The sequence below is a fragment of the Floridaenema aerugineum BLCC-F46 genome (assembly GCF_041929345.1).
Lineage (GTDB): Bacteria > Cyanobacteriota > Cyanobacteriia > Cyanobacteriales > Aerosakkonemataceae > Floridanema > Floridanema aerugineum.
Genome location: NZ_JBHFNQ010000151.1, coordinates 1 through 24,043 on the forward strand (window position 1 = coordinate 1; position 24,043 = coordinate 24,043).

A 24,043-nucleotide genomic window follows, 5' to 3' on the forward strand; every position below is an offset into this window, starting at 1 on the left:
TAAACTCCTCTAAAGAGGACTAAATATTTAATATTCTTCATATTCAAAGGCTTTTAGTCCATTTTAATGGACTTGCGCTATTAGCCCGGAAATTGATTTCCGGGCGGGCTCGCATCACAGCTACAATATCTCAGTAAGGGGAATTTTTCCCGCTACCAACTACCATTTACAACCAATTTCCCACCAAAACATAAGGTGCCCAAAAATAGGGATTTCGGTAACGCCGATTATTTAATAAACTAATTTGAGCAAGACGTAAAGCTTCAGCTTTTGTGGTTCCAGGTGTTGCCAACTCCCGATAAAATTCGGACATTAATACAGCAGTAGACTCGTCACTAACTTTCCACAAAGTCGCCAAAGTACTGCGTGCCCCCGCCCTAACTGCTACACCTGCAAGCCCTAACGCCGCCCGACTATCGCCAGTTGCAGTTTCGCAAGCACTCAATACTAATAATTCAATTTCACTGGGTAAATTGGGATTTCTGTTTCTGAGTAAATCATCTAATTGTTTCACATTTATCGGCCCATCCCAAGCTAAAATAAATGTTTGTTTAAAGTTAGAACTAAACTGTCCGTGAGTAGCTAAATGAACCACAGGAAAAGGCAATTCTGCTACTTGTCGTGACAAACTTCTACTCGTAAAATCTTGATTTAAAAGTGTGATTCCGGGAACTTCGGCATTTATTTGTTGTAATTCCATTCTGACTCCTGGTAATGCTGAAAAACCCTCCCTTTCTTCACTTAAACCTCCCGTTAATGCCCGTAATCTTTCCCGATTTAAAGGCTGAGTTCTTAATAATTGTAACCCCGGAGTTAGGGCAATATTGTATTTTTCTAATAAATATTGTTGCCCATCATGTAAAGCCGCCATTGGGATATTTCGCAAAGAACCATCTGATATAAACACCAAAGTTTGTACACCACTCGCCTGTAAATCTGCTTTCATGGGGCGAATTAACCAATCATATACTTGCTGAGAAATTTGTAAACGTTCTTCTTGGTTAGAATGGCGAATAGCTAAAGCTTGTTCCAGTTGATTAATAGTGCTTTCAACTTGATTTTGCGAAATCGATATTTTATAATTCTTTAGGGGTTTTTGCGGTAAACTAACGATAATTTCCAATCTATCGGGAAGAATTACTGGATAAATTATGGCTGCTTTTACATCCAGTTTTTCAATTTGTTCAGGTTTAGCATCTAAACAAGCTTCTCGGAAAAAGTTATCCAATTCAGCTAACTGCAAAGATTCAATTACTAGACGCGCTTGGATAAGTTTTGTTTGAGTAACCCCCCCTCTTTCCCCTCCGTCAACGGGGGGGACGGAAGGGGGGGTAAAAGGTTGTAACAGTAAATCAACTAACTCCCGATAAACAGGTTCAACACTATCCCGAAAAGTGAATTGCACTTCTGGGTTAATGTTTACTAAGTCGCTGCGGAGAGATTTTAAGGTGTTAATGGCTGTGGTGTAGGATGCGATCGCATTTTCCCAATTTTTCTGAACTTTGTAAAGTCTCCCCAATTGCCATTCCCACAAATAGCTAATATCCGTTGCATTAATAGAATTAGCCTGTTGTAAAGCTTGTTTAGTTAACTGTTCTGCATCCCTAAATTGTCCGGTTTTTTCGTATAATTCCCCTAACACACCCAAAGAATATGATTCGGCGCGTTTATCTGCTAAACTTTTCGCTTCTTGCACTGCATTCGCCAGCAACTTTCCTATACTCTGCGGTTGGATAAATTCCCAATTGGAATTAGGAGATTTTAACAGAGAATTAGCTAAATTAATTTGAGCAAATACTTTACTTCTGCTAGTCGGAGTTTGAGCAAGTTCGCTTTGGATTTCTCGCCATAAACTTTCCGCTTCTCTCCATTGTTTAGTTTCAAGCAAAAGACGCATTTGATTGACTTGCGCTTGCAGCTTTTGATTACCAGAATTCGCTGTGTTTGTAGCTTTTTGATAATAGGTTAAAGCTGCTAACTTTCTTTGTTGCACTTGTTGATTATCTGCTGTATCCTCCGCTACTGCTTCAACTCTTCTAGCTAAAGCTAATTCTGTATTACCCAAATTAATTAAAGCCGTAGTTAAAGCAGATGGAGAGGCTAATTTTTCAGCAACTTCTAGAGCTTGTTTACCTAATTCTTGTGAGGTTTCTAAATCTCCATTAGTGCGAAGAATTGAGCTTAAACTAAGTAAACCTTTAAGTTTTAGCTGCGGATTGGTTTGCTGTTGAATATTTTGCTGTAATTGTGTTAAAATTTTAGCCGATCGCTGATAAAAACCCAAGCTTTGTAAAGTTTGTGCTTGATTGATTAAACTGCCAATTCTCCCTTGTTCATCACCAGCTTTTTGGTAAGCAGCGGTAGCTTTTTGTAAGGTTAAAAGAGCCTCTTCCGTTTGTCCTAAAGATTGTTGCCAGCGTCCTTTGGTGTTTAAAACTGTTGCTAAAACCTGATTTTTTTCTGGGTTTGAGTCAGGAATTGTTTGTAATAAATTTAAACTTTGGTCAATTGTGGATTGGGCGGATTGGCGATCGCCTAATTTCTGGTAAGCTAAAGAAAGAAAACTCAGAGTTAATGATTGGCTTAAAGTATCTTTTTGAGCAGCAAAGTTTCGTTCTGCTTCTCGCCAAATTTTGATTGCTTCCGCAAATTGTTCTCCTTCGTATAAAGTTTTTCCCTGTTGGAGTAATTGCGAGGAATTAAAATTAGAAGAAATGGAACCGCAGAGACGCAGAGAACGCAGAGAAGAGTTACACAGAGAAGAGAAATTCGCCATTGCTGGAGATGGGAGAATCAAGTTTTCCCAAGAGAGGAAAATTACTAGTCCCAAGCATAAAGCTAAACTGAATTTAAAAGGTTTAAACATTTTCCTAAAACTCGTTCGTAGTAGCGACTTCAGTCGTAAAAGTCCGTTGTAACGACTGAAGTCGTTTCTTTGCAAAATAGAAGGACTAAAGTCCTCACAACAAACCTATGTCACCTTGGACGACAAGCAGGTAATTTAAAAGGCGCATTATGCAAGGTAAAATTAGCAGTTTCAGCAGTCAAAATCACCTCACCTTTACTTCCAATTACCCAACCTTGAGCTTCGACAATAGTTGGAGATTGGTAACTCTCCCCTGCTGGTTTCCTCCCCTGCTGGTTTACACCCTTACTTACTTGCGGAATGCGTAAATCTTCCCAAAACAAATCACCACTTAAAGGTTCATTAGGATTAGTAGGAATACCACCCCTTCCAGTCACATAAAAAGTACTAACTTCTTCACCTTCAGGACAAGTTTGAGCAACTAAATTAGTCGCATCCACCACTTCCACTTTAGGCAATTCTGGTGCTTTCACTTCCACCTCGCCTTCAATTATCAACTCTCCACGAGCATTAATAATACTATCTGGTGAAACCAACAATAATAAATCTGAACCACTAGGAGCAGAAATGTTAATATTACTTCCACCAGTGGGAGATTCTGCATCAGTAATGATTTTGCTTCCTCCTAACAAAACCATAATTTGAGTATTAATGTTAATATTTCCCTCACTTCCCCCTGCGCCTGCATCAGCAGAAATCACGCTTTGACGGCGTAAAACAATATTTTGCGAATTGAAAGTAATATTTCCCCCTGTACCTTTTTGCGATGCAGCCGAAATACTACCTTGATTATTCAGCAAAATACTCGGAGAATCTATCCTTAAATTACCCGGAGTTCCAACTCCGGTAGATAACACCGAAATTTGTGCAGGGTTAGCACCTCCATCAGCGTTCTTACCAACTCCTGTTACTTCTAAATTATTAGCGCGAATAGTCACATTTCCCGCTTTCCCTTGTTCTAATGGCTTATCTAATGGTGCTTGAGTTAAAGAAGCTGCTGCTATTCTTGCACCATCTCTAACAGTTAAACTTCCTGTTTCTACAAATAAATCTCCGCCATTTCCTGTAGCCTTTCCTTCGACTCTTGCTAATAAACTACTGGGAAAAATTCCATCGGGAGAACGACCATTTAACTGCACATTTTCCGCTTTAACAGTTAAACTTCCTCCATTTCCACTTCCTGTAGTAGAAGCAGTAACTTGACCTCCATTTCCTACAGTTAATTCCCTAGATTGAAGATTTAAAAAACCAGCCTCGCCTGTTCCATTTGTTAATACAGAAATTTGCGTTGGGTTAGAACTTCCATCTACATTTTTTCCCACTCCATTAACTTCTACCTTTTCCCCAGCACGAATTGTTAAACTTCCCGCCTTTCCTTCCCCCAAAGAAGATGCTGCGACTCTTGCGCCATTGGTGAGGCTTAAACTTTGGGTTTCTATCACCACATTTCCCGCATTTCCAGTTGCTTTTGGTTCAACTCTCGCTAATAAAGCACTGGGAAAACGACCATCGGTAGAACGACCAATTAATTGCACTTCTTCAGCTTTTACAGTTAAATTTCCCCCATTACTAATTCCCTGAGTAGAAGCAGTTATTTGACCTCCATTTTCAGCAGTTAACTTTCTGGTTTCAATGTCTAAAGTTCCAGCTTCGCCACTTCCAGTAGTTAAAACTGATATTTGAGTAGGATTAACTGAACCATCAATATTTTTGCCCACTCCCGTTACTTCTACTGAATCTTGGGCAAGAATGGTTAAGTTTCCCGCTTTTCCTGCGCCTAAAGAAGCGGCTGCAATTCTTGCGCCATTTGTCACTGTCAAACTTTCAGTATTAATATTGATATTTCCGGCAGTTCCGGTAGCTTCTGTTTCAGTTCTCGCTAAAATTCCACTAGGCTCTTTACCATCAAATGACCTACCATCAATTTGAATTTTACTGACTTGAATATCAATGTTTCCTGCATTTCCACTCCCAAAGGTTTCGGAAGTTATTTGTCCGCCTTCACGAGTCACTAAATTTCCGGTTTCAATGTTTATCTTTCCAGCATTTCCTGCGCCTGTGGTTTGGGTTGATAATGCACTTGGGTAAATTATATTTTGTTCGTTTTGGGTAACATCTTTTACCCCAATTATTTCTACTTTATCTGTCGCTAGTACAGAAATATTTCCGGCGTTAGCTGGTGCATCTGTTAAGGAAGAAGCGGCTACTCTCGCCCCACTTTCGACTCGCAAATTCCTCGTATTAATGTTGATATTTCCACCATTTCCAGTGGCATTTGTCTCAACTCTGGCTTGCAAGGCGCTGGGAGTTCCGTCTGCTAATCTACCAATTACTTCTACAGATTCAGAGGCATTTACTGTTAAGTTTCCTCCGAGTCCTGCGCCGAAAGTGTTGGCTCTGATTTGGGAACCATCAGTTAATCTTAAACTTCTACTTTGAATCAAAATATTACCCCCACCCAAAAAACTACTAGAATCAACTGTGGCTTTTTGGGAAAGTTGAATGTCTCCTAATTGGGTTGTAGTTGGTTGAATGTTACTAAATAGTGACCATGAACCATTGGTTATTGACACTAATTCTATTCTGCCATTTTCTGCTTTCAGGTTGCCACCAATAAAGTTTATTTGATTAGCTACTAAGGATATAGTTTGACCAGAGTTCACTTGCAAGTTTGAACCTTGCACTGTAATTCCAGGGGAAGAAATTGCGGGTGAATTTATTTGCAAACCAAGAGGAACACTGACAGTTAATAAGGGTGTGTTTCCTGTAGAATTGGCATTAAATTGTGTGCCATCGGCAAAGTTAATTGCTTGGGCGGTACTGGCGATAAATGCTCCACCAATATTTAATTGAGCATTTGGCCCAAAAATAATGCCGTTAGGATTTAAAATGAAAAGGTTGGCGCTACCGTTGGCTTTAATTAATCCATCAATATTAGAAATCGAGTTACCTGTAACGCGAGTAATGATGTTTTGAATATCTACTGAGTTGTTAAAGTTGGCGGTGTGTCCTGTGGGAAGGGAAAATTCTTGAAAGCTATGAAATAAATTTTTACCTGCTTGTGTTCCGCCGTTAATGAGGTGAATTACAGGTGTTCCTTGTCCGGGTGTGGTGATTTCAGGGGATGTGTCATTAGTTGGTGTAACTATGGAATTATTGGGTAGACTTCTGTCGGGAACTATCTGTGCTGAGGTGGGATGAGATAGAACTAAAAAAAATAGATAAGTCCCTACTCTTAGCCAGAGTCTTACATCAGCTATTTTGTTCATAAAATTATTCCTGAAATGTGAGAATAACAGGTTATTTTATGAATTATTTTAGCCTGTGCTGGATTGAATTGAATCGAAAATTTGCTTTTTTCGTGATAGATTTATCGGCAAATTTACTGATAAACCTTAATAGTTTATCAAGGCTTTATGGGGGAAATAAACATTTGTTCAGAGATTTCACTTAGGCCAGCCGATCGCAATAGTTCATTCCACTCAGTAGTTACTTGTAAATTTTCTGGTGAGGAGTAATGTAACTGAGCTAAAGTAGCCAAAGCATCATACCAAATTTTGTGCTGACGGTACAAAGTAATGCGATCGCGTAATCCAGCTTTTTGTATTTGTTCGTTGATTGCTGGACGTAACTGTGTCCGCCAAATCCAGCCTTCGACAACTAAATCCTTCTTTCTATTTGCCCGATCGCAGCGAATCACGAAATACCACTGGTAGCTTTTCCCAACATCCAGAGCCGGAGCGGTTTCTGGGAGTTTGAAGCCAAAGATGCCAGGAACTTTTGGAGTAGGGAAATTAGCCCGGTAAACTTCTTTTTCGTCAGCATCATTAAGAATAAATTCTACAGTATTAGCACCTGTCTTGGGAAGGTAGACAAGAAATGTTGGATGTGCTTGTACAGTTAATCCCATGAGTTGGGTAATTTTCGTCCGTGAGTTGGCAGTTTGTTCGCTAACTTTTGGGACTAAAGCTGTTAATGGTGGATTGGGAACCTGTAAATCGTTGGGACATTTTAATTGAGTAGAAATTTCTCCCGGACGGTTGCCACCTGATTCTCTTCTTCCGGGAGAACCAATATCTGGTGGTGGTTCATAAGCAGATGAACTATCTATTTGGTCCCAAGGACTAGATGTATTTTGATTAGTTGGGGTGGTTTGTGCTTGGGTGAGTGAGGGAGTAATAGTAGATAACTTACAAATTAGTAGCAAAGTTAAACTGACAAGATATGGAGATAATTGCTGCTTTGGCATAATCAACACTTTTAAGTTATTTTTGGCAATGCTTACCTTTCGGACTACGCACCATACCCTAAGAAACCCGGTTTCTCATTTCCTCGTTCCCCGGTTGAACCGGGGAACGAGAACTTGGAGGTTGTTCCTCCAAAAGTGGAGCAAGATCTGAGTAAGTGCTTACCTTATTATTTTAAGTTTTAGGCATAAAAGAATGGGTTAGCGATCGCTAACCCATTCTCTGCTGTGGTATGGAATTTTGTGTCACCCCTCGATTCTGTCGTAACTTACTTAGGAATACTTGATTTGACATGATCACCAGATCCTTGGGGATAAATAAATACTAAGCTTGTTCCAACCAATCATATATTCTGTCTAACTGTTCTAGTGTTACCAAACCATATTGCCAAAGAATCATTGGCAAAGGGCCTGGATCTTGTTTGCTGTGTCTTAGGGCCAGCGAAAGCGATGCGCCGGAAATCGACAACTCTTCTTGCAAAAATCTAATAAATCTGGAATAGTTTGTGGGTGCCACTCCTACATTCACCTCCTGTACTAGACACCATTTTCTAATATTTGTCTCTTCGGCATATAAATCCGGTAGACAGTATTCTCTTTGTCACTGTTATTGGGTGCAAAAGTGCTGTTTTTCGATTTACCCAAACCCAAGTTTAATCAGAGCTTGGCAGCACAGAGAATACTCAAAAAACTTGAGTAACTTGGATGACGAGTTGAGGATTAGTTTTAATTGTGTTCAGCAGCTTTTTGGCTAAAACTCATCATTTAAAAAAGCTTTTTATTCAGCTTTTCAACCTCAACAAAGTTGTTTTTTTATTGTGATCTTGTTTTACCTCAGTGCTTTAACTAACCTCATCTCTAACAAGGAAGATGTCGGAATGCTTCTGCCACTATATCTACAGGGGTATAGTGGGAAATTCCCTGCATCTTTAGTTAATAATTTTTGCTTTTTTGACTTAACTCTTGGGGAGTCTTTACGCTCTCACCAAAAGTTATTTTCGCCAAAGTCGGCAGTTTCCGTGTTGAACACGGTTCCTTTAGTTCTGGCTGTTAATTTCTTTCGCCTCACACCTAATTCCCATCTGCCGGAAGAGAAATATCACTAAGCTTTAACTCTCAATTCTTAGGCTTTTCTCCTATTGGCTCCGCAAAGGGATTCAGAACTCAGAACTTATGGAATTTAAACGATGCCAGTACTTTAAGCAAGCATACTTTACTGATAGTAACTTACTTTTTTACTGACTCAATCTTGCACTTCCGGTAGTTTTGCCTACTGCAAGGGCAATTTTCTCTCGAATTCGCATTGCCAGGACAGCGTAGCAAATTCTTAGAGTTATTTATCAATATAGACACCAATATTAACATTTAGGTTCAAAACTTATAAGATTTCCACAAGTTATAGTAAAGATTTTGTATGGTTAGGGGTTGAAGGTGATAAAAACTCAATTTTCACCTGTTCTCCGACTTTAATCCCCAATTCTGCGGCTCTACCGCCACGTAGCTCAATTACTTGGTCTATAGTTCCATCAGGGCCATAGCTGGGGCAGGGATCTTCCTTACAGGGGGGGACATTAGCGGCGATCGCTCTGACCACGCCATCCCTTAAAAAAATCATATCCAAAGGAATCACCACATTTTTCATCCAAAAGCTGACTCTTTGCGGCAAAGAAAAGGAAAACAACATTCCGCGATCGTCCGGCAAACTTCTCCGGTACATCAACCCCAAAGATTGCTCTGCGGGAGTGCGAGTCACTTCTAAGTCCACAACCTCACCGTTAGCAAACTGAGCTTTAGCTGAAATCGGTAACATTTGACCCAAGTTTTCGGCTAATTCTTGATTATCAGGGGATTTCGTGCTTTCTTGTTGAGAAATCAAAGCTATATTTCCAGAATTCATTGGCGCAGTTGTAGAACAACCCATCAACCAAATTCCCAATCCTAAAGCTAGTAACTTAGGAGTTTTCCTGTTACTCATGAGTGTGCCACTTCTCCTAACTGTCTATTTTAAGTTTCCCGCATTACGTAACCTACGCCTCTGACGGTTTGAATTAAGCGTCTTTCGTTTTCTTGTTCAATTTTCAGACGCAAATAACGAATATACACCTCAATGACGTTGGATTCTCCCATAAAATTGTCACCCCAGACATTTTCCAGAATTTGCTCTCTGGTCAAAACTTCGCGAGGATGTTCCATGAGATACTTCAACAAATCATATTCCTTCATTGTCAAATCAATGATTCTGCCATTACGCAGGGCTCGGCGCGTAGCCAAATCTAAAACTAAGTCACAGAATCGTAACTGTTCCGAGCTATAGTTATCGGGCTGGAGGTAAAGACGGACTAACTTTAAGAAGGTTTCCGATCGATAAGGTTTGAGAAAGTAATCATCTGCGCCTGCTTCTAGGCAAGCAACTCGATCGTCCACACTATCACGCGCCATCATCAATAATACTGGTGCTCTATTTCCTGCACGGCGCAGATTTTTACACACACCTAAACCAGAATCCCCAGCTAACATCCGGTCTACTACAATTAAAGCTGGTTGGCGTTCTATGGCTTGTAGCATTCCCGTATTCGCATCGTGAGCTACAACTGGTTCATAGCCTGATTCTTTCAAGTCAAGGCTAACACTTTGCGCTAAGGCTTCATCAGTTTCTATGACTAAAACGCAAGGGCTGTTGTTGATGGTAATAGTATTCATAACTCCCCGGTTTATAAGCATTAATACTTGAGCTTACTGTAACATCATCAGTTTTAGCACGTTTAAAGTGCGATCGCTCCAGCTTAAGGGTGTGGCAATGGGAAAAATGGGAATTTTTCCCGAAGCTATTTTGAGTTTTAATAAAGCTTTGGAATATGGCAGTTGCCAGTTATGATAAAGCTTTAGAATTGCCACCTTATGATTACGGCTTAATATAGAATATTTGTCAAAGGCAAAAACCGATCCAGATTTGGACAAGCTCCGGGCTAACCAGCAATTTCAAAGTTTACTAATTGCTGAGCTTAGGAAAACCAACTTAAACATAGATAACTTAATCAATTAGCAAGATGTACAAACCTGGCGTTTCTAATATTACTAATATTCCCAAAGCTCTCGCCATTCAAGTTGAACAGGTGACAGAATTACCCGATGCTTTACAACAAATTGGATTGCAAGGATCGCGCCCTACTCTAGTGATTGTCGGCGGTGCTAGTGGATTAACCCAGGAGTATTTTACTACTTTGCAAAGACTGTTTGAAGAAAAAATAGCTCCCTTAGCAGAAAAATTTCAAGCTTATGTAGTAGATGGTGGTACAGATGCTGGCGTAATGCAATTAATGGGAAAAGCGCGTTTAAATTCAGGTGGAACATTTCCCTTAATTGGTGTAGCTGCAATTGGAACTGTGATACTTCCAGAGAGCGAAAACACATTTGCTGATGCTGCACCTTTAGAACCAAATCATACACATTTTGTATTTGTTCCTGGTAATAACTGGGGAGATGAATCGCCTTGGATTGCTAACGTAGCAACTAGTTTAGCTGACGGCGCACCCTCGGTAACAGTTTTGATTAATGGAGGAGGAATAACTTTAACAGATGCCAGTAATACGATGAGAGTTAATCGACCATTAATCGTAGTTGCAGGTAGTGGCAGAACAGCCGATCGCATTGTAGCAGCTTTGCAAGGAGAAGTTGCCGATGAGCAAGTAACCCAAATCGCTCAATTCGAGAAATTAACCGCCGTTAAACTAGAAAATGACTTTCACTCAATTGAAAAAGCGATCGCCCAAAAACTTTCCTCTAACTAGTCAGTGGGTTAAGGATTACTTGAAGAATAATCCCAATTTGGAAAAAGGCGATCGCCAATTGTGTGAAAGCGACTTCACAATTAAAGGCTAAGACAGGGGACTCTTGGGACTCTTGGGACAAGGGGATTTTTAGCTTCTGCCCCTCGATCCCCTGAATCTGACAAAATTAATCAAGGCAACTCTACCGAAGTAGGTTTAGCAACATGAGGCAAACCCCAACCTAATTTTTCGCGTAAAACTCGGAAAAATTCCGGTGATTGTAAACGAATAAACCGGGCACTGTAACGAGACTTTTCCACCTCAACATGATCGGTTGGTAAAACATAACACCCAGCATTGCCATCTACTACCATTACCAGTCGCTCTAAATTTACTGGATAAATACTCACAGGCTCAGTATTAGCAAATACCAAAGCACGGGAAGCCATTGAATGCGGACAGATAGGTACTAATTGTAATACCTCCACATCAGGCGTAATTACAGGCCCACCAGCACTTAAAGCATAAGCCGTCGAACCAGTAGGAGTAGAAATAATCACCCCATCTGCGGCAACATCAACCAATGCGTGTTTACCCACTTTAATTTCAAAGTGGCACATACTAGTCAGTGGTTCCCGATGAATCACCATTTCATTTAAACAAAGCGCTTCCCATAACAGTGCATTGTCCCGAAACACCCGCACTGCAATCATGGTTCTCTGTTCAACTTCATATTCCCCTGCCATTACCTTTTCCATTGCTAAAGGTAATTGATTCAGGTATGTCTCGGTCAAAAATCCCATGTGACCAGTATTTACAGTCAACAAAGGAATTCCAATGGATGCCACTTGACGAGCCGCTGATAGAACTGTGCCATCTCCTCCCAAGACTACGGCAAAAGACATTTCTTTGTCGAATCCAGGAGGGCTTAATAGGTCAATAGGTGTGTGGCAAACTGGGCTTTCGGGACTAGCATAGCCAAGAATACCGCCTGCACCTGTGGTGATGACAACATCCCATCCAGCAGCTTTTAGCTGGTCTTTTAATTCGCCAGCAACACGACAAGCTACAGGTTTAACGTCGTTATAAATAATCCCAGCTTTGGGCACGCGAAAAAGTCCGTTTTTTTTGGTCAATATGATAAACGATTTTAGTAGTTCTCTAAAATCTTAAAGACGTTTTTTTCTTTTGATTTTTTGTTTTACTAGCTTGGTAATCTAACTCTTTGAGCTTCTTCAAAATCCGACTAAAGTAATCTTGTAAGTAAGCTTCCAAGGTAGTCGTTTCTTCTGGATTCAAGCCAAAAACAGGATAAACTGCTTCCATTGAAGCATTGAATGGTTTATCTGTCGCTAAAACTTCAGCAAAAGCTAATCGATCGGCTAAATTCCAGCCCCATTGGAAAAACCGAGCCACACGACGGGCTGTACGCATTAAGTTCGTCGGTAGGCGGGTAACTTTAGCTTCTTGTCCAGATAAACGTTCACACAAGCGAATGATTTCCTCAGCTGTCCAAGCTCTTGTTCCCACAACCGGAAAAGTACCTTTTTCAGTTTCGGGAACAGACAGGGCGCGAACGGCAAATTTAGCTACATCTTGAGTATCCATGTAAGCGACGGGGGCGCTTTGCTGAGTTACCCAAACTGCCTGTTTGTCTAAGATAGGAACTGCATACTGACCAATCAATCCCTGCATAAAACCACAGGGGCGGAGAATGGTGTAGTTTAAACCTGATTCTGCCAAAAATAGTTCCGTACAACGTTTAATTTCCATCAGTGGGACTTGAGGATATTTCTCTGCATCCAAGATGGAAAAGAAAATGAAACGTTCCACACCCGCAGCTTTAGCAGCTTGAATTAAGGCTACTTTGCCTTGCCAGTCTACCTGTTTAATGCTCAGGGAGTCTGTGGGACGAGCAGTAGCAGCATCAATAATTGCTGTTACACCTTCTAAGGCTGGAGGTAAGCTTGCCTGGTCACACAAGTCACCAAGAACTAATTGTGCGCCCCATTCTTTTAAAAAAGCTGCTCTTTTAGAACTTCTGACTAAACAGCGAACTTGGTGTCCTTCATCTAGGGCGCGACGGGCGATCTGCCTTCCCAAGGTGCCTGTGGCACCGACGATTAATAAGCTCATTCAGAATTTTAGTAAAGAATCTTAAACTTTCTATAAGATGTTATCAGAATTTGCTCATTAATGCTTGCTCTTGGGGAGGTGGGGAGATGGGGAGATCGGGAGATCGGGAGATCGGGAGATCATTTAACTACCTCTTCTACTGGGCCTACCTCCCTATCTCCTTCTGCGTTAATTATTCTTCTTTGCCTTGGATTTTCAATAATGCAAAGCCCATTGATAAGCCTACAAGCACTAGGACAATAGCCAAGAATGCTGCATTAAAGATTTCACCGCTCATTAGTTAAACGCTCCTTTGCCTTTGTGATGATTTCAAACCCGCAAAGTTAGTATAAAACAGCGAGGGCTATCTCTCCCTAATAGAGTTGGGGTGGAAGGGAAAAATGAAAACAAAACAAAGTTTCTTTACAGAAAGTGGCTCGATACTCAGAAATGATGATTTGCGTCCTTGTTTGGCGGTGACTTTGGGAGATCCTGCGGGTATTGGGCCAGAGGTGATTCTGAAGGCTTTGGCTGATCCTAGTGTGACCCAGAGTTGTCGGGTGACTGTGGTGGGTAGCCGATCGCTTTTGCAAAAAACCTACTCTCATCTCCAAAAGATGCTGCCTGATGAAAGTCTGGCCCATCCAGATTCTCTGTCTATTTTGGATGTGGATTTTCCCAATTTAGATGGGGAAATTACTTTTGGTTGTGGTAATGCTGCTAGTGGGGCTGTCAGTTTTGCGTTTCTGGAAACTGCGATCGCCAAAACTTTAACAAACGAGTTCCAAGGTATTGTCACAGGACCGATCGCGAAATCTGCTTGGCAAGCGGCAGGACATGATTACCCTGGTCAAACTGAACTTTTGGCGCAAATGTCTGGTGTGGAACGCTTTGGGATGTTGTTTGTGGCGCGATCGCCTCACACTGGCTGGACTCTCCGCACTTTACTTGCTACCACACATATTCCTTTATGTCAAGTCTCCGAAGTGCTGACACCGGAATTAATGAGTCGGAAATTAGATTTGCTGGTAGAGTGTTTGCAGCAAGATTTTGGCATTGCTCAACCGAGAGTTGCGGTTGCAGGGTTGAATCCGCACAGCGGAGAACAGGGAAAATTAGGTATTGAGGAAAAGTATTGGTTAAATCCTTGGTTGGAGTGGGAGAGGAAAAGGCGATCGGATTTAGTTTTAGATGGTCCGATTCCTCCCGATACAATGTGGGTAAAACCGGGTCAAGCTTGGTTTGGTAATCATAGTAATTCTTCTTTATCTACTTATGATGGATATCTGGCTCTTTACCACGATCAAGGTTTAATTCCGGTTAAGTTGATGGCGTTCGATCGAGCAATTAATACTACTATTGGTTTACCTTTTGTTCGCACTTCTCCCGATCATGGTACAGCTTTTGATATTGCAGGTAAAGGAATTGCTAACCCTACAAGCATGAAAGCAGCTATAGAGTTAGCAGTGGAGTTAGTTAAGCAGCGAAGTTGAGTTCTCAAGCAGCTTCCGGGAAAGCATCCGATTCTAAATAAGTTTCACTAACTAAAGATAGCGTTTGCAAATAGGAAGCAAAAACTTTGTTGTAGAGAGCGCCCCGTCTCTTTTGGCGTAACAGAGCTACTGCATCAATACCGCTCATACCAAGGTACATCAGAATTAATCCAGCTACTAAAGCCGATCGATTGTGTCCCATACCGCAATGAGCTAGTACCCGATGCCCACTTTTGACTAAACTTGCGCCGAGTCTAGCCAGCGAGTGCAGCCTTTCTAAATTAGGTAAATCTCGATCTTCAAAGGGGAAATAAATATAGAGAATTTGATTAGATAGGTAGGGAACACCTACATCCGAGTCACCATCAAGATCGAAAATTACATTAATACCACTGTCAATAATAGGCTGCCAGTCGTCTATATCTGGTGAAATGAATAATTGACCGTTTTTATCTATGGGGAAAAGTTCCATAATTTGGTAATTCTGCTATTGGCTAGTAAAACACTTTTCTCAGAGTGCTACTTACTTTTTAGTTGCTTACTTTAGCTTTTGAAAGTACCCGCTTGGGGTACTCTTTTATTTGCCAAAAGCAGAAAACCTATTAAGCGAGATCCCCGACTTCTCAAAGAAGTCGGGGATCTCGAAAGCGAGATCCCCGACTTCTCAAAGAAGTCGGGGATCTGTAGTCTGCTTGCTACTTTGTACCGTAAAGGCGATCGCCTGCGTCACCTAAACCGGGAATAATATAACCTTGTTCGTCTAAATATTCATCTATTGCTGCTGTGTAAATGGGTACGTCTGGATGTTGTTCGTGAAAATGGGCGATACCTTCTGGTGCAGCTAATAAACACAAAAATTTCATTGATAAAGGGTTGAGTTCTTTTAATCTATCTACTGCTGCAACCGCAGAATTTCCAGTTGCTAACATCGGATCTACGATTAATACATCTCGCTGTTCAATATCATGGGGCATTTTAAAGTAATATTCCACTGCCATTAATGTTGTCGGATCTCGATATAGTCCAATATGTCCGACTCTAGCTGAGGGCATTAATTCTAAAATCCCATCTAAAATTCCCTGTCCTGCCCGCATAATGGAAACAATTACCATCTTTTTTTCTGGGGCTAACATGGGTGCAGACATGGGAGAAAGTGGCGTTTTAATTTCTACATATTTTATGGGTAAGTCTCTAGTTACTTCATAAGCTAATAATATGCCAATTTCTCTTAAAAGATTGCGAAATTTTGCGGTGCTGGTGTCTACTTGCCGCATTAATGTTAGTTTATGTTGGATTAAGGGATGGTCAATTAGAGTAACTTCTTTCATTATCTACCTTTTAAAATACGGTTCCGTCGCTGTCAATTTTGATCGGGGGAATGCCACCTGTTCTTAATTCTAAGGCAATTTTTCTCCCAGCAGTCCAAGTTCCGCCTTGCAAAACTTTGACTAATGGTAATTCTGTGGCAGTGATGTTTAATTTTTCTCGAATTGTGCTAGCAATGCGATCGAGCAGACTAACGGTTAACGCTCTCCATTCTACTATTAATTCTGACCCTACAGAATGGGTTTTTTGCAAATATTCGGAATTTTTTAGTTGTAATAAACCCAGATCTAAACATAAACCGCCGTTGCGATATTCAGGTAAACCTGTTAATTGGTTTAATTCAGTAATTTCTAAACCTAATTCTTGCAAAGGTTCTAATAGAGAATAGGTTAACCATTGGGAGAGTTTGTGAAAGGGGATAAAGCGATCGCTTTCTTCCTCTCCCCCCAAAGCAGAATGAATCCAAACATCGCCTAAATTAACTCCATCAATTGTCAATCTCCCAGGCCAAATTTCGCCTAATCCTGTTAAAACTGCTTTTAATACTTGACTAGCACTTAATTGATGATTTCCCTGTTTTAATAAGTAGTCTACCATATTTCCGGGTCGGGGATTTTCTTGACCAAAAATTTCGATGTTTTGGGTTAAAACTGTTCCCAAACTTTGCAGTAATTTTAATCTTCCTTCTCCCCCAACTAAAGGATTATTCTCTGTTACTTGAAATCCTTTGTGCAATGTTGTTAACTCTAAAGTTTGTAGTGCTTTAGCATCTGCTTGTAAAGGAAAGTCTAGGTTACTCGAAAAAGCGCCTTGAGAGAACATCCGAAAACTTGCTACAGCTAACCCTTCCGAACGGCGAAATACTTGCCCCGTTTCTGATTCAAAATACTGCCAATTTGCGCCAGCGCCAGCATCTAATAAAACACTAATAATTGCCAAATCAAATTTAACTTTCGCTTTTTCTAGAGGGGAAAATTCTGCCAAAGCTGCATCTAATTCAGCGATGCGAGAAACATTCCCTACCTCAAAATGCCGCCAGCGACTATGAAAGGGAATTTCTAAATTAGGATAATCATCGCGCATTACTTGAATAACATAATCAGCGCACTTTTCCAACTTGCTTAAATCAACAATAAAGTAGGGCAATTTGTCATCTAGTGCTAGAGTAAAAATGCGATCGCACCTTTCCCGAATTGCCTCTGGACTTCGTAAATAATCAATCAACTTCTTCATCTGCGGTTAAATATTCAAGTATGTATGTACGTTGTTGCGCTTCAGCGCTGTATGTATGTTGTTGCGCTTCAGCGCTGTATGTATGTTGTTGCGCTTCAGCGCTCTTAATGATAGCGCTCAAGCGCAACAACGTACAGCAACAACGTACCTATTCTGACAAACTTCTACCTTTAATTTGAGAAAGTGCGATCGCATCTGGCACAGTATTAGGAGTATAGTAACCAGCTGCTTGTTTTGCCGCAATTTCCACCTGTGCATCTTCAGGAATTCGATCGTCAGGAATAGCGATTCTTTCTATTACTTCAATTCCCGAATTAACAATGGCATTGTACTTCATATCGCTCATGGAAACTAGGCGATCGATCCGCGTAATTCCCAACCAATGTAACACATCTGGCATTAATTCTTGGAAGCGCATATCCTGTACACCAGCGACACATTCAGTGCGGGTGAAATAGGCATCTGCGCGATCGCCTCCTTCCTGTCGTTTTCTGGCATTATAAACCAAAAACTTAGTGACTTCTCCTAACGCCCTGCCTTCTTTTCTTAAATAAACAATTACTCCCACACCACCAGCTTGTGCGGTTTGAATACACACTTCAATTCCATGTACTAAATAAGGGCGACAAGTGCAAATATCAGAACCAAAAACATCCGATCCATTGCATTCATCATGGACTCGAACGGCTAATACTTTATCCGGGTCACTAATTGCTTCAACATCGCCAATTATGTAAACAGTATTGCCGCCAATTGGAGGTAAGAAAACCTGCAAATCTGGGCGAGTTACTAATTCAGGAAACATCCCACCAGTTTGTTGAAAAAGCACTTGCCGCAAATAGCTTTCTGGCACATTTAATCTTTTGGCAATTCCGGGTAAATACCAAACTGGATCGACTGCTATTTTGGTAACTACCAAATTGCCGTTGTCTTTCAAAATTTTGCCATCAACTTGCAAAATTCCTTGATTGACCACCTCTTGCAATTCTGGCATATTAATATGAGCTTTAGTAATTGCAATTGTCGGGCGAATGTCGTATTCTTTTTGATAGTAGTCTTGGAAAACTTCGCCGACTACGGCACCAAAAGGATCGAGAGAAACTATTTTATCTCGATCGGACCAACTAGGATAAGGGCCAATATGAACTACAGGAGAAGTATTAGTTAAATCTGGGCGATGATTTGCTTGGAGTGAACCGGAAGCGATCGCTAAAGCGCGATAAACTGAATAAGAACCAGAATGAGTGCCAATTACATTTTTTTGGGCAGGATTTGTTAAAGTTCCAATAATTGGCCCGCGTTTCATCGCGTCAATTTCTCCCCAATTAATTGACACTGGTTTTTGACTCGTTCTACCCGGATGAGATGTGAGAACAATATGTTTGTATTTAGATGTTGTTTTGGGTTTTTCCATAAAGTTGACTCTGTATGATAAACCAATATCATAGCAAACCAAGTATAAAATTCGCGTGTTCTAGACAGCATAATTGATAAATTTACGATGTAATTTCAATTAGTGGTGTAATTTTTTTGGATGATGATTTTTATTCCTGAATCTTGCTGCTTAGTATCTCTCGATACAAAAATCTCAGCATTGATTAATTTAGAATATAAACTTTATAAATAAAGTCCAAGTGATAGAATTTAACCAAATAAGGGAATACTATCTTAGAGAACAAAAGTCAGTCACCGATTTAACGAAAACTTTTATGAAATTTCACCCACCTTTAATTGGCGTTACCACATCGATTCAAAATAAAACAAATGACTACTGTCTAAGGCACGAGTATATAACAGCAATTCGTTTAGCAGGTGGGTTGCCAATGTTAATACCGCCAGGGGAACCTAACTTAAATAGTATTTTAGAATGGGTAGATGGAATTCTGTTTTCTGGGGGTGGAGATCTCGATCCGGCTACTTACAATGGTGCAGAGCATCCAGAGATTTATAATGTGAATAAGGAACGCGATCGCTTTGAATTATCCCTAGCAAAATTAGCTTTAGAAACAGATATTCCTATTTTAGGAATTTGTCGCGGATTAGAAATATTAGTAGTTGCTAGCGGGGGCAAATTAGTACCACATTTACCCGATGAATTCGGAGAAAAAATCATCCATCGCCAAGCCCAAAGTTGCCCTGCTGAACATAAAGTACAAATCATTCCGGGAACTCATCTGGCTAACATTATGGGTGTCGAAGAAACAAAAGTTGTTTCATGGCATCATCAAGCAGCTAGCAATATACCCAAAGGTTGGCGTTTAGCAGCAAAAGCAGCAGATGGAGTAATTGAAGCATTAGAACATCAAAATCACCCTTGGGCTTTTGCGATTCAATGGCATCCTGAAATATCCTTAAATGATGCCCGTCAACAGCGAATTTTTCGCACTTTTATTCACACAGCAGAGCAACGTCAAATGATGCTTTCGCAAAAAGCTAGTTAATTATTAGAACTATTGTGCGTCTTTGTCTCATTTTCGCTAATTATCTTCATGTTAGCGACAAATCAACTTTTTCATTTTAAAATAGCTTGTAAATCTTTCTATTTATAGATGAGCTTCCTGGATAATATGTCTTATTATTCAGTTGCATTGCCGAACTCAGCATCTACTTTGTAGCCAATAGTGTAATAACCCTGAGAAAAACTGTCAAATTCTAATTAATATGAACTCAAATAAAAGTCGATCGCACAGATTCCCTAAATCTAGAATAGGGCAATATTTAGCCAAAGTTACTTTAGTTGCGATCGCCTACTTTGTTGGAGGAAAGCTAGCAGTTTCCATTCCAGGTGTCGCACTCTTAGGTTCTTCGGTATGGCCTCCCGCCGGAATTGCCCAAGCTGCACTATTATTATTAGGACTGCGTTATTGGCCTGGAATAGCTTTAGGAACATTTTTCTTCGAGATTGTCGGGATAAAACCCTTATTCACCCTAGCATTACAAGCAGCTTTTGGTTCCACATTACAAGCAGTATTTGCAGTGGCTTTTCTGCGTCGTTTAGGGTTTCATTCTTCCCTGAATAACCTCAGAGATGTAATTAATTTTATCTTTATTAGTGCGCTAATTTCCACCCAAATTAATTCCTTTTTTGGGCCTCTCCGAATGTGTTTAGCCGGACTTGTGGACTGGAGTCAATATTGGGAAGTCCGCTGGAATTGGTTTTTGGGAGATGCAATGGGAGTGTTGATATTTACCCCATTATTATTAATTTTATTTCAGCTAAAAGCCCAAATCAAGTTTCATAAATTAAACCTCATAAATTTACCAGAAAATTGGTTGACATCGCTCAGTTTAGGGATTTTATTAGTCACAGTAAGTTGGATTGTTTTTACAGCCAAAACCGAAGCAGAAATTTCCCGTTATCCCTTGGAATATTTACCTTTTCCGTTTATTATTTGGGCAGCTATTCAATGGGGTCAGCCTGGTGCTGTTTTTGCTTCCTTTCTGATCTCTTGGATTGCTATTTGGGGAGTGATTAATGGAGGAGGCCCTTTTATTGCTAAAGGGGAAAATATTAATCAGGCTATACTATTTTTACAAGCTTTTTTGGGAGTAAGTACCATGACCTCCCTGTTATTAGCTGCTATAGTAACCGAACGCGCTTCCTCGGAAAAATTACTCCGACAAAGTGAGACTAAATATCGAGAACTAGTAGAAACCGGAAACAGTATTATTGTCAAACTAGATACTAAAGGTAAATTTACTTTTTTTAACGAATTTGCTCAAAAATTCTTTGGTTTCTCAGAAGAAGAAATCTTGGGAAAAAGTCCAGTGGGTACGATTATTGCCCAAAATGAGACAGTAGAAAAAAGTATCGCAGCGATGATGATTGATATTACCAAACATCCCGAATTATATCAGCAAAATGAGTATGAAAATATCCGCAAAAATGGGGAAAAAGTTTGGGTATCTTGGTCAAACAAAAGCTTATTAGATGCTGAGGGTAATTTCATTGGGATTATTGCTATTGGTACGGATATTACGGAACGAAGAAAAGCTGAATTAGCGCTACAAAAGCTGAATGAAGAGTTAGAAATTAGAGTAGCAGAAAGAACAGCTACTTTAGTAGCAACGGAAGCTGAACTTCGAGGATTATTTGCGGCAATGACTGATGTAATATTGATAGTCGATCGCCAAGGATATATGCTCAAAGTTGTTTCTACAAATCCAGCACTTTTGCTTAAACCTTTATCCGAACAAGTAGGAAAAACCATACAGGAAGTTCTACCAAAAGCACAATCTGATGTTTGTTTTAATCATGTGCAAACTGCTTTAGCAACACAACAAACTGTCAATTTCGAGTATAGTTTGTCGATCAATAATCAAGAGGTTTGGTTTTCGGCTAATATTTCGCCTTTGTCAAAGGAACAAGTGATTTGGGTAGCTAGGGATATTAGCGATCGCAAAATCTTAGAAAACAAGTTACGCGATTCTTATGCTCAATTAAATGCCCTTTTAGAATCAATGACTGATATCATATTAGTCATTGACTCTCAAGCCAATAATATTGATGTTGCACCGACAAATCCCCAACGTTTATATCCACCTGACATTGATATTATCAGTCCCACTATAGAAGAATTTTTAGTTGGTGAAAAAGCCGAGATTTTCTTAAGTCAAATTCGCCAAGCACTAGAGACAAGACAAACCATTAATTTTGAGTATAATCTGCTAGTTAATGAAACAGAATATTGGTTTTCTGCCAGCATTACACCAAAATCTGAAGATTCAGTAATTTGGGTAGCTAGGGATATTAGCGAACAGCAAGCTGCGCTACGCGAACGCAAAAAAGCCGAAGCAGAATTACGTTTAGAAAAAGAGCGATCGGAACAATTATTACTCAACATTTTACCAGAACCTATAGCCAATAGACTCAAACACGATAGCAGAGTTATTGCCGAAAGTTTTAATGAAGTAACAATTATGTTTGCCGATCTTGTTGGCTTCACTTCACTTTCTACCAAACTGCCACCTATTGAACTAGTTAACTTACTCAATGAAATATTTTCTACCTTCGATCAACTAGTAGAAGAATTAGGCTTAGAAAAAATTAAAACAATTGGTGATGCTTATATGGTAGCAGGCGGATTACCAATTCCGCGAATTGACCATGCAGAAGCGATCGCTGATTTAGCCCTATCCATGCTAAATGTAATGCAGCAATTTCAACTTAGCATCGACGAAAAATTACAAATTCGCATTGGCATTAACACAGGAATAGTAGTAGCTGGAGTCATTGGCAAGAAAAAATTTATTTATGATTTATGGGGTGATGCAGTTAATGTTGCTAGTCGCATGGAATCTCATGGAATACCTGGTTATATACAGGTTACAGATGCCACATATCAACGGTTAAAACATAAATATTTATTTGAAAAACGGGAAGAAATTAATGTTAAAGGCAAAGGAAAAATGACAACTTATTTCCTCAAAAGTAAAAGCGAGTAGCGTAGTTACTAAGAAATGGGTACGTTGTTGCGCTTGAGCGCTCTTATTACCACTCTTGATAAGAGCGCTCAAGCCCACGTGCCTAATATTAGTGAGTCTGAAGTAAAACTTGGAATTGCGACTCATTAATCCTACCAGCTTGAAGCAAAGTTTCGGCAATTTCGGAAATAGTTAAAACTGCGTGTCCTCGATAACCATTTTCCCTTAATCTATCTTTTACTCCTTTTTCATGGTCGATAAACACCACAATATCTTCCACTTTTAAACCAGACACTTGCAACTTTTCGGCACCTTGCATCACACTTTTACCCGAAATCAAAATATCATCCACTACCACAACTTTTTCTCCTGGTTGATAATACCCTTCAATTACTCTTTGAGTTCCATGTGCTTTCACTTCTTTTCGCGGATAAATCATCGGACGATGTAACCGCAAAGATAACCCTGTTGCTGTGGGTAAAGAACCATAAGGAATTCCCGCGATTCTGTCAAATTCCAAACTTTCCAGAATTTCTGAATATGCGCTCAAAATTTGATGGAAAATCTGTGGTTTAGAAATGATGATTCGCAAATCAATGTAATAGGGAAAAACCGCGCCGGAAGCTTGCACATGATCGCCAAAAATGATGCAACCAATGTCATAAAGTTGCAAAATTAAATCTTGATGGGGATGAGATTTAGATTGCGGAACATCAGAAACCCAAAGATTACAAGCGGGACTTGTTTGCACAATCCGTTGACGTTCTTGATTGACTAAATCTCGCAATTCCTTTACAGATTTACTAATGTTTTCCCCTGTTCCCTCGGTAATTTCTGGCGGTACAGGAATTAACAATCCCTCTCCTTGGGTATCTAAACCAGCTGCTAAAATACTCGACAAATCGAAATTTTCGGTAACACCTTCTTGTAACAAAATTAATCGTTCGGGCGCAGCTTGACGAAGATTAGCCAAAATATCCAATTTCGCCACACCCGCTTCTAATCCCAATTGTTCAGGAGTTCCCCAATTTTTTGCTTGCTGCACTAAATGTAAATAAAAAGGACTATTAAGATCGGGGAATTCTTGCAAGGCAGCGGCACTGGCGTTAGCATGAGCGCATTGGATAAACACGGCTTTATCTGGATAGACCAAAAATGGTGCGACGTGATCCAGTCCCGCTAAGGGAGTTAAGGTGACAGCATCTACTTGCCATTGTTCAAAGACCATTTTGGCAAAGACTGTGCTGGTGTGAATGTCGCTGTGTTTCGCGTCCAAAATTACGGGAATTTCTGGGGGTATTTTCTCTAAAGTGCGCTTGAGTAGTTCTAATCCCAGTGTCCCTAATGCCCGGTAAAATCCTAAAATCGGCTTGTAAGCACAAACTAAATCGGCGGTTTGTTCAATAATATAGTCCAACCTTTCCCAAAGTTGTCCTAACAAGCGATCGCCCTCCTGACCATTTTGCCCTATTACTACCTCGTCTAAGTCGGGATCGAGGGCTACGTACAGTAAGCTTTGGTTACGTTCGATCGCATACAGCAACTTATCAAAAAACTGCATTGGTTAGCCTTT

General features: G+C 40.2%; 20 protein-coding genes. 5 read left to right on the plus strand and 15 right to left on the minus strand.

Going from position 1 to position 24,043, the window contains the following annotated elements; all coding sequences use genetic code 11:
* Nucleotides 1-166: 166 nt before the first annotated feature.
* From ACE1CC_RS19845 to ACE1CC_RS19860, 4 genes are all read right to left on the minus strand, one after another.
* The gene (locus tag ACE1CC_RS19845) at nucleotides 167-2,866 is read right to left on the minus strand and encodes a CHAT domain-containing protein (RefSeq protein WP_413272165.1); all 2,700 of its coding nucleotides are present in this window, start codon (nucleotides 2,864-2,866) and stop codon (nucleotides 167-169) included.
* Between the two features lie 110 nt (nucleotides 2,867-2,976).
* Complete coding sequence (locus tag ACE1CC_RS19850) at nucleotides 2,977-6,135, minus strand: two-partner secretion domain-containing protein (protein WP_413272166.1); 3,159 nt, start codon at nucleotides 6,133-6,135, stop codon at nucleotides 2,977-2,979.
* Between the two features lie 137 nt (nucleotides 6,136-6,272).
* On the minus strand, nucleotides 6,273-7,115 hold the full coding sequence (locus ACE1CC_RS19855; protein ID WP_413272167.1) for a DUF928 domain-containing protein: 843 nt from the start codon (nucleotides 7,113-7,115) through the stop codon (nucleotides 6,273-6,275).
* Nucleotides 7,116-7,437: 322 nt separating this feature from the next.
* Nucleotides 7,438-7,629, minus strand: a complete 192-nt coding sequence (locus ACE1CC_RS19860) for a DUF2949 domain-containing protein (RefSeq protein ID WP_413272168.1) — start codon at nucleotides 7,627-7,629, stop codon at nucleotides 7,438-7,440.
* Between the two features lie 361 nt (nucleotides 7,630-7,990).
* Here ACE1CC_RS19860 and ACE1CC_RS19865 point away from each other — a divergent pair, with 361 nt between their 5' ends.
* Nucleotides 7,991-8,218: a hypothetical protein gene (locus tag ACE1CC_RS19865; protein WP_413272169.1), complete on the plus strand. Its 228-nt coding sequence runs from the start codon at nucleotides 7,991-7,993 to the stop codon at nucleotides 8,216-8,218.
* Between the two features lie 290 nt (nucleotides 8,219-8,508).
* On the opposite strand, the gene ACE1CC_RS19870 is transcribed toward ACE1CC_RS19865, so the two are convergent.
* The 3 genes from ACE1CC_RS19870 to ACE1CC_RS19880 are packed head-to-tail and all read right to left on the minus strand — an operon-like array spanning nucleotide 8,509 to nucleotide 10,007.
* Nucleotides 8,509-9,087, minus strand: coding sequence for a DUF192 domain-containing protein (locus tag ACE1CC_RS19870; RefSeq protein ID WP_413272170.1), 579 nt, complete (start codon nucleotides 9,085-9,087; stop codon nucleotides 8,509-8,511).
* Nucleotides 9,088-9,116: 29 nt separating this feature from the next.
* The gene (gene nblR, locus ACE1CC_RS19875; protein WP_413272171.1) at nucleotides 9,117-9,812 is read right to left on the minus strand and encodes a response regulator transcription factor NblR; all 696 of its coding nucleotides are present in this window, start codon (nucleotides 9,810-9,812) and stop codon (nucleotides 9,117-9,119) included.
* Nucleotides 9,813-9,845: 33 nt separating this feature from the next.
* The gene (locus tag ACE1CC_RS19880) at nucleotides 9,846-10,007 is read right to left on the minus strand and encodes a hypothetical protein (RefSeq protein WP_413272172.1); all 162 of its coding nucleotides are present in this window, start codon (nucleotides 10,005-10,007) and stop codon (nucleotides 9,846-9,848) included.
* Nucleotides 10,008-10,159: 152 nt separating this feature from the next.
* Between ACE1CC_RS19880 and ACE1CC_RS19885 the strand changes: the two genes are divergently transcribed.
* The gene (locus ACE1CC_RS19885; RefSeq protein ID WP_413272173.1) at nucleotides 10,160-10,900 is read left to right on the plus strand and encodes a hypothetical protein; all 741 of its coding nucleotides are present in this window, start codon (nucleotides 10,160-10,162) and stop codon (nucleotides 10,898-10,900) included.
* Nucleotides 10,901-11,070: 170 nt separating this feature from the next.
* Here ACE1CC_RS19885 and ACE1CC_RS19890 read toward each other — a convergent pair whose 3' ends face one another.
* The 3 genes from ACE1CC_RS19890 to petM form a co-directional block, all read right to left on the minus strand.
* Nucleotides 11,071-11,988 carry an NAD(+) kinase gene (locus ACE1CC_RS19890; protein ID WP_413272202.1) on the minus strand — a complete coding sequence of 306 codons (918 nt, stop codon included), beginning with the start codon at nucleotides 11,986-11,988 and terminating at the stop codon, nucleotides 11,071-11,073.
* Nucleotides 11,989-12,040: 52 nt separating this feature from the next.
* Nucleotides 12,041-13,015, minus strand: a complete 975-nt coding sequence (locus ACE1CC_RS19895; RefSeq protein ID WP_413272174.1) for an SDR family oxidoreductase — start codon at nucleotides 13,013-13,015, stop codon at nucleotides 12,041-12,043.
* Nucleotides 13,016-13,187: 172 nt separating this feature from the next.
* Nucleotides 13,188-13,292 (minus strand): cytochrome b6-f complex subunit PetM, encoded by a 105-nt coding sequence (gene petM / locus ACE1CC_RS19900; RefSeq protein ID WP_073594361.1) that lies wholly within the window; start codon nucleotides 13,290-13,292, stop codon nucleotides 13,188-13,190.
* A gap of 103 nt (nucleotides 13,293-13,395) precedes the next feature.
* Between petM and pdxA the strand changes: the two genes are divergently transcribed.
* A complete protein-coding gene (gene pdxA / locus ACE1CC_RS19905) occupies nucleotides 13,396-14,487 on the plus strand; it encodes a 4-hydroxythreonine-4-phosphate dehydrogenase PdxA (RefSeq protein WP_413272175.1) in 1,092 nt (363 codons plus the stop codon).
* A 4-nt stretch (nucleotides 14,488-14,491) separates the two neighbouring features.
* On the opposite strand, the gene ACE1CC_RS19910 is transcribed toward pdxA, so the two are convergent.
* The 4 genes from ACE1CC_RS19910 to ACE1CC_RS19925 form a co-directional block, all read right to left on the minus strand.
* Nucleotides 14,492-14,959, minus strand: a complete 468-nt coding sequence (locus ACE1CC_RS19910) for a protein-tyrosine phosphatase family protein (RefSeq protein ID WP_413272176.1) — start codon at nucleotides 14,957-14,959, stop codon at nucleotides 14,492-14,494.
* A 223-nt stretch (nucleotides 14,960-15,182) separates the two neighbouring features.
* Nucleotides 15,183-15,815 (minus strand): uracil phosphoribosyltransferase, encoded by a 633-nt coding sequence (gene upp, locus ACE1CC_RS19915; RefSeq protein ID WP_413272177.1) that lies wholly within the window; start codon nucleotides 15,813-15,815, stop codon nucleotides 15,183-15,185.
* A gap of 10 nt (nucleotides 15,816-15,825) precedes the next feature.
* Nucleotides 15,826-17,046, minus strand: a complete 1,221-nt coding sequence (locus tag ACE1CC_RS19920) for a URC4/urg3 family protein (protein ID WP_413272178.1) — start codon at nucleotides 17,044-17,046, stop codon at nucleotides 15,826-15,828.
* Nucleotides 17,047-17,194: 148 nt separating this feature from the next.
* Nucleotides 17,195-18,460: a GTP cyclohydrolase II gene (locus ACE1CC_RS19925; protein WP_413272179.1), complete on the minus strand. Its 1,266-nt coding sequence runs from the start codon at nucleotides 18,458-18,460 to the stop codon at nucleotides 17,195-17,197.
* Nucleotides 18,461-18,755: 295 nt separating this feature from the next.
* Between ACE1CC_RS19925 and ACE1CC_RS19930 the strand changes: the two genes are divergently transcribed.
* Both ACE1CC_RS19930 and ACE1CC_RS19935 read left to right on the plus strand, forming a co-directional pair.
* Nucleotides 18,756-19,487 carry a gamma-glutamyl-gamma-aminobutyrate hydrolase family protein gene (locus tag ACE1CC_RS19930; protein ID WP_413272180.1) on the plus strand — a complete coding sequence of 244 codons (732 nt, stop codon included), beginning with the start codon at nucleotides 18,756-18,758 and terminating at the stop codon, nucleotides 19,485-19,487.
* A 220-nt stretch (nucleotides 19,488-19,707) separates the two neighbouring features.
* Complete coding sequence (locus tag ACE1CC_RS19935; protein WP_413272181.1) at nucleotides 19,708-22,491, plus strand: adenylate/guanylate cyclase domain-containing protein; 2,784 nt, start codon at nucleotides 19,708-19,710, stop codon at nucleotides 22,489-22,491.
* A gap of 88 nt (nucleotides 22,492-22,579) precedes the next feature.
* Here ACE1CC_RS19935 and ACE1CC_RS19940 read toward each other — a convergent pair whose 3' ends face one another.
* A complete protein-coding gene (locus tag ACE1CC_RS19940; RefSeq protein ID WP_413272182.1) occupies nucleotides 22,580-24,031 on the minus strand; it encodes a bifunctional orotidine-5'-phosphate decarboxylase/orotate phosphoribosyltransferase in 1,452 nt (483 codons plus the stop codon).
* Nucleotides 24,032-24,043 lie beyond the last annotated feature (12 nt).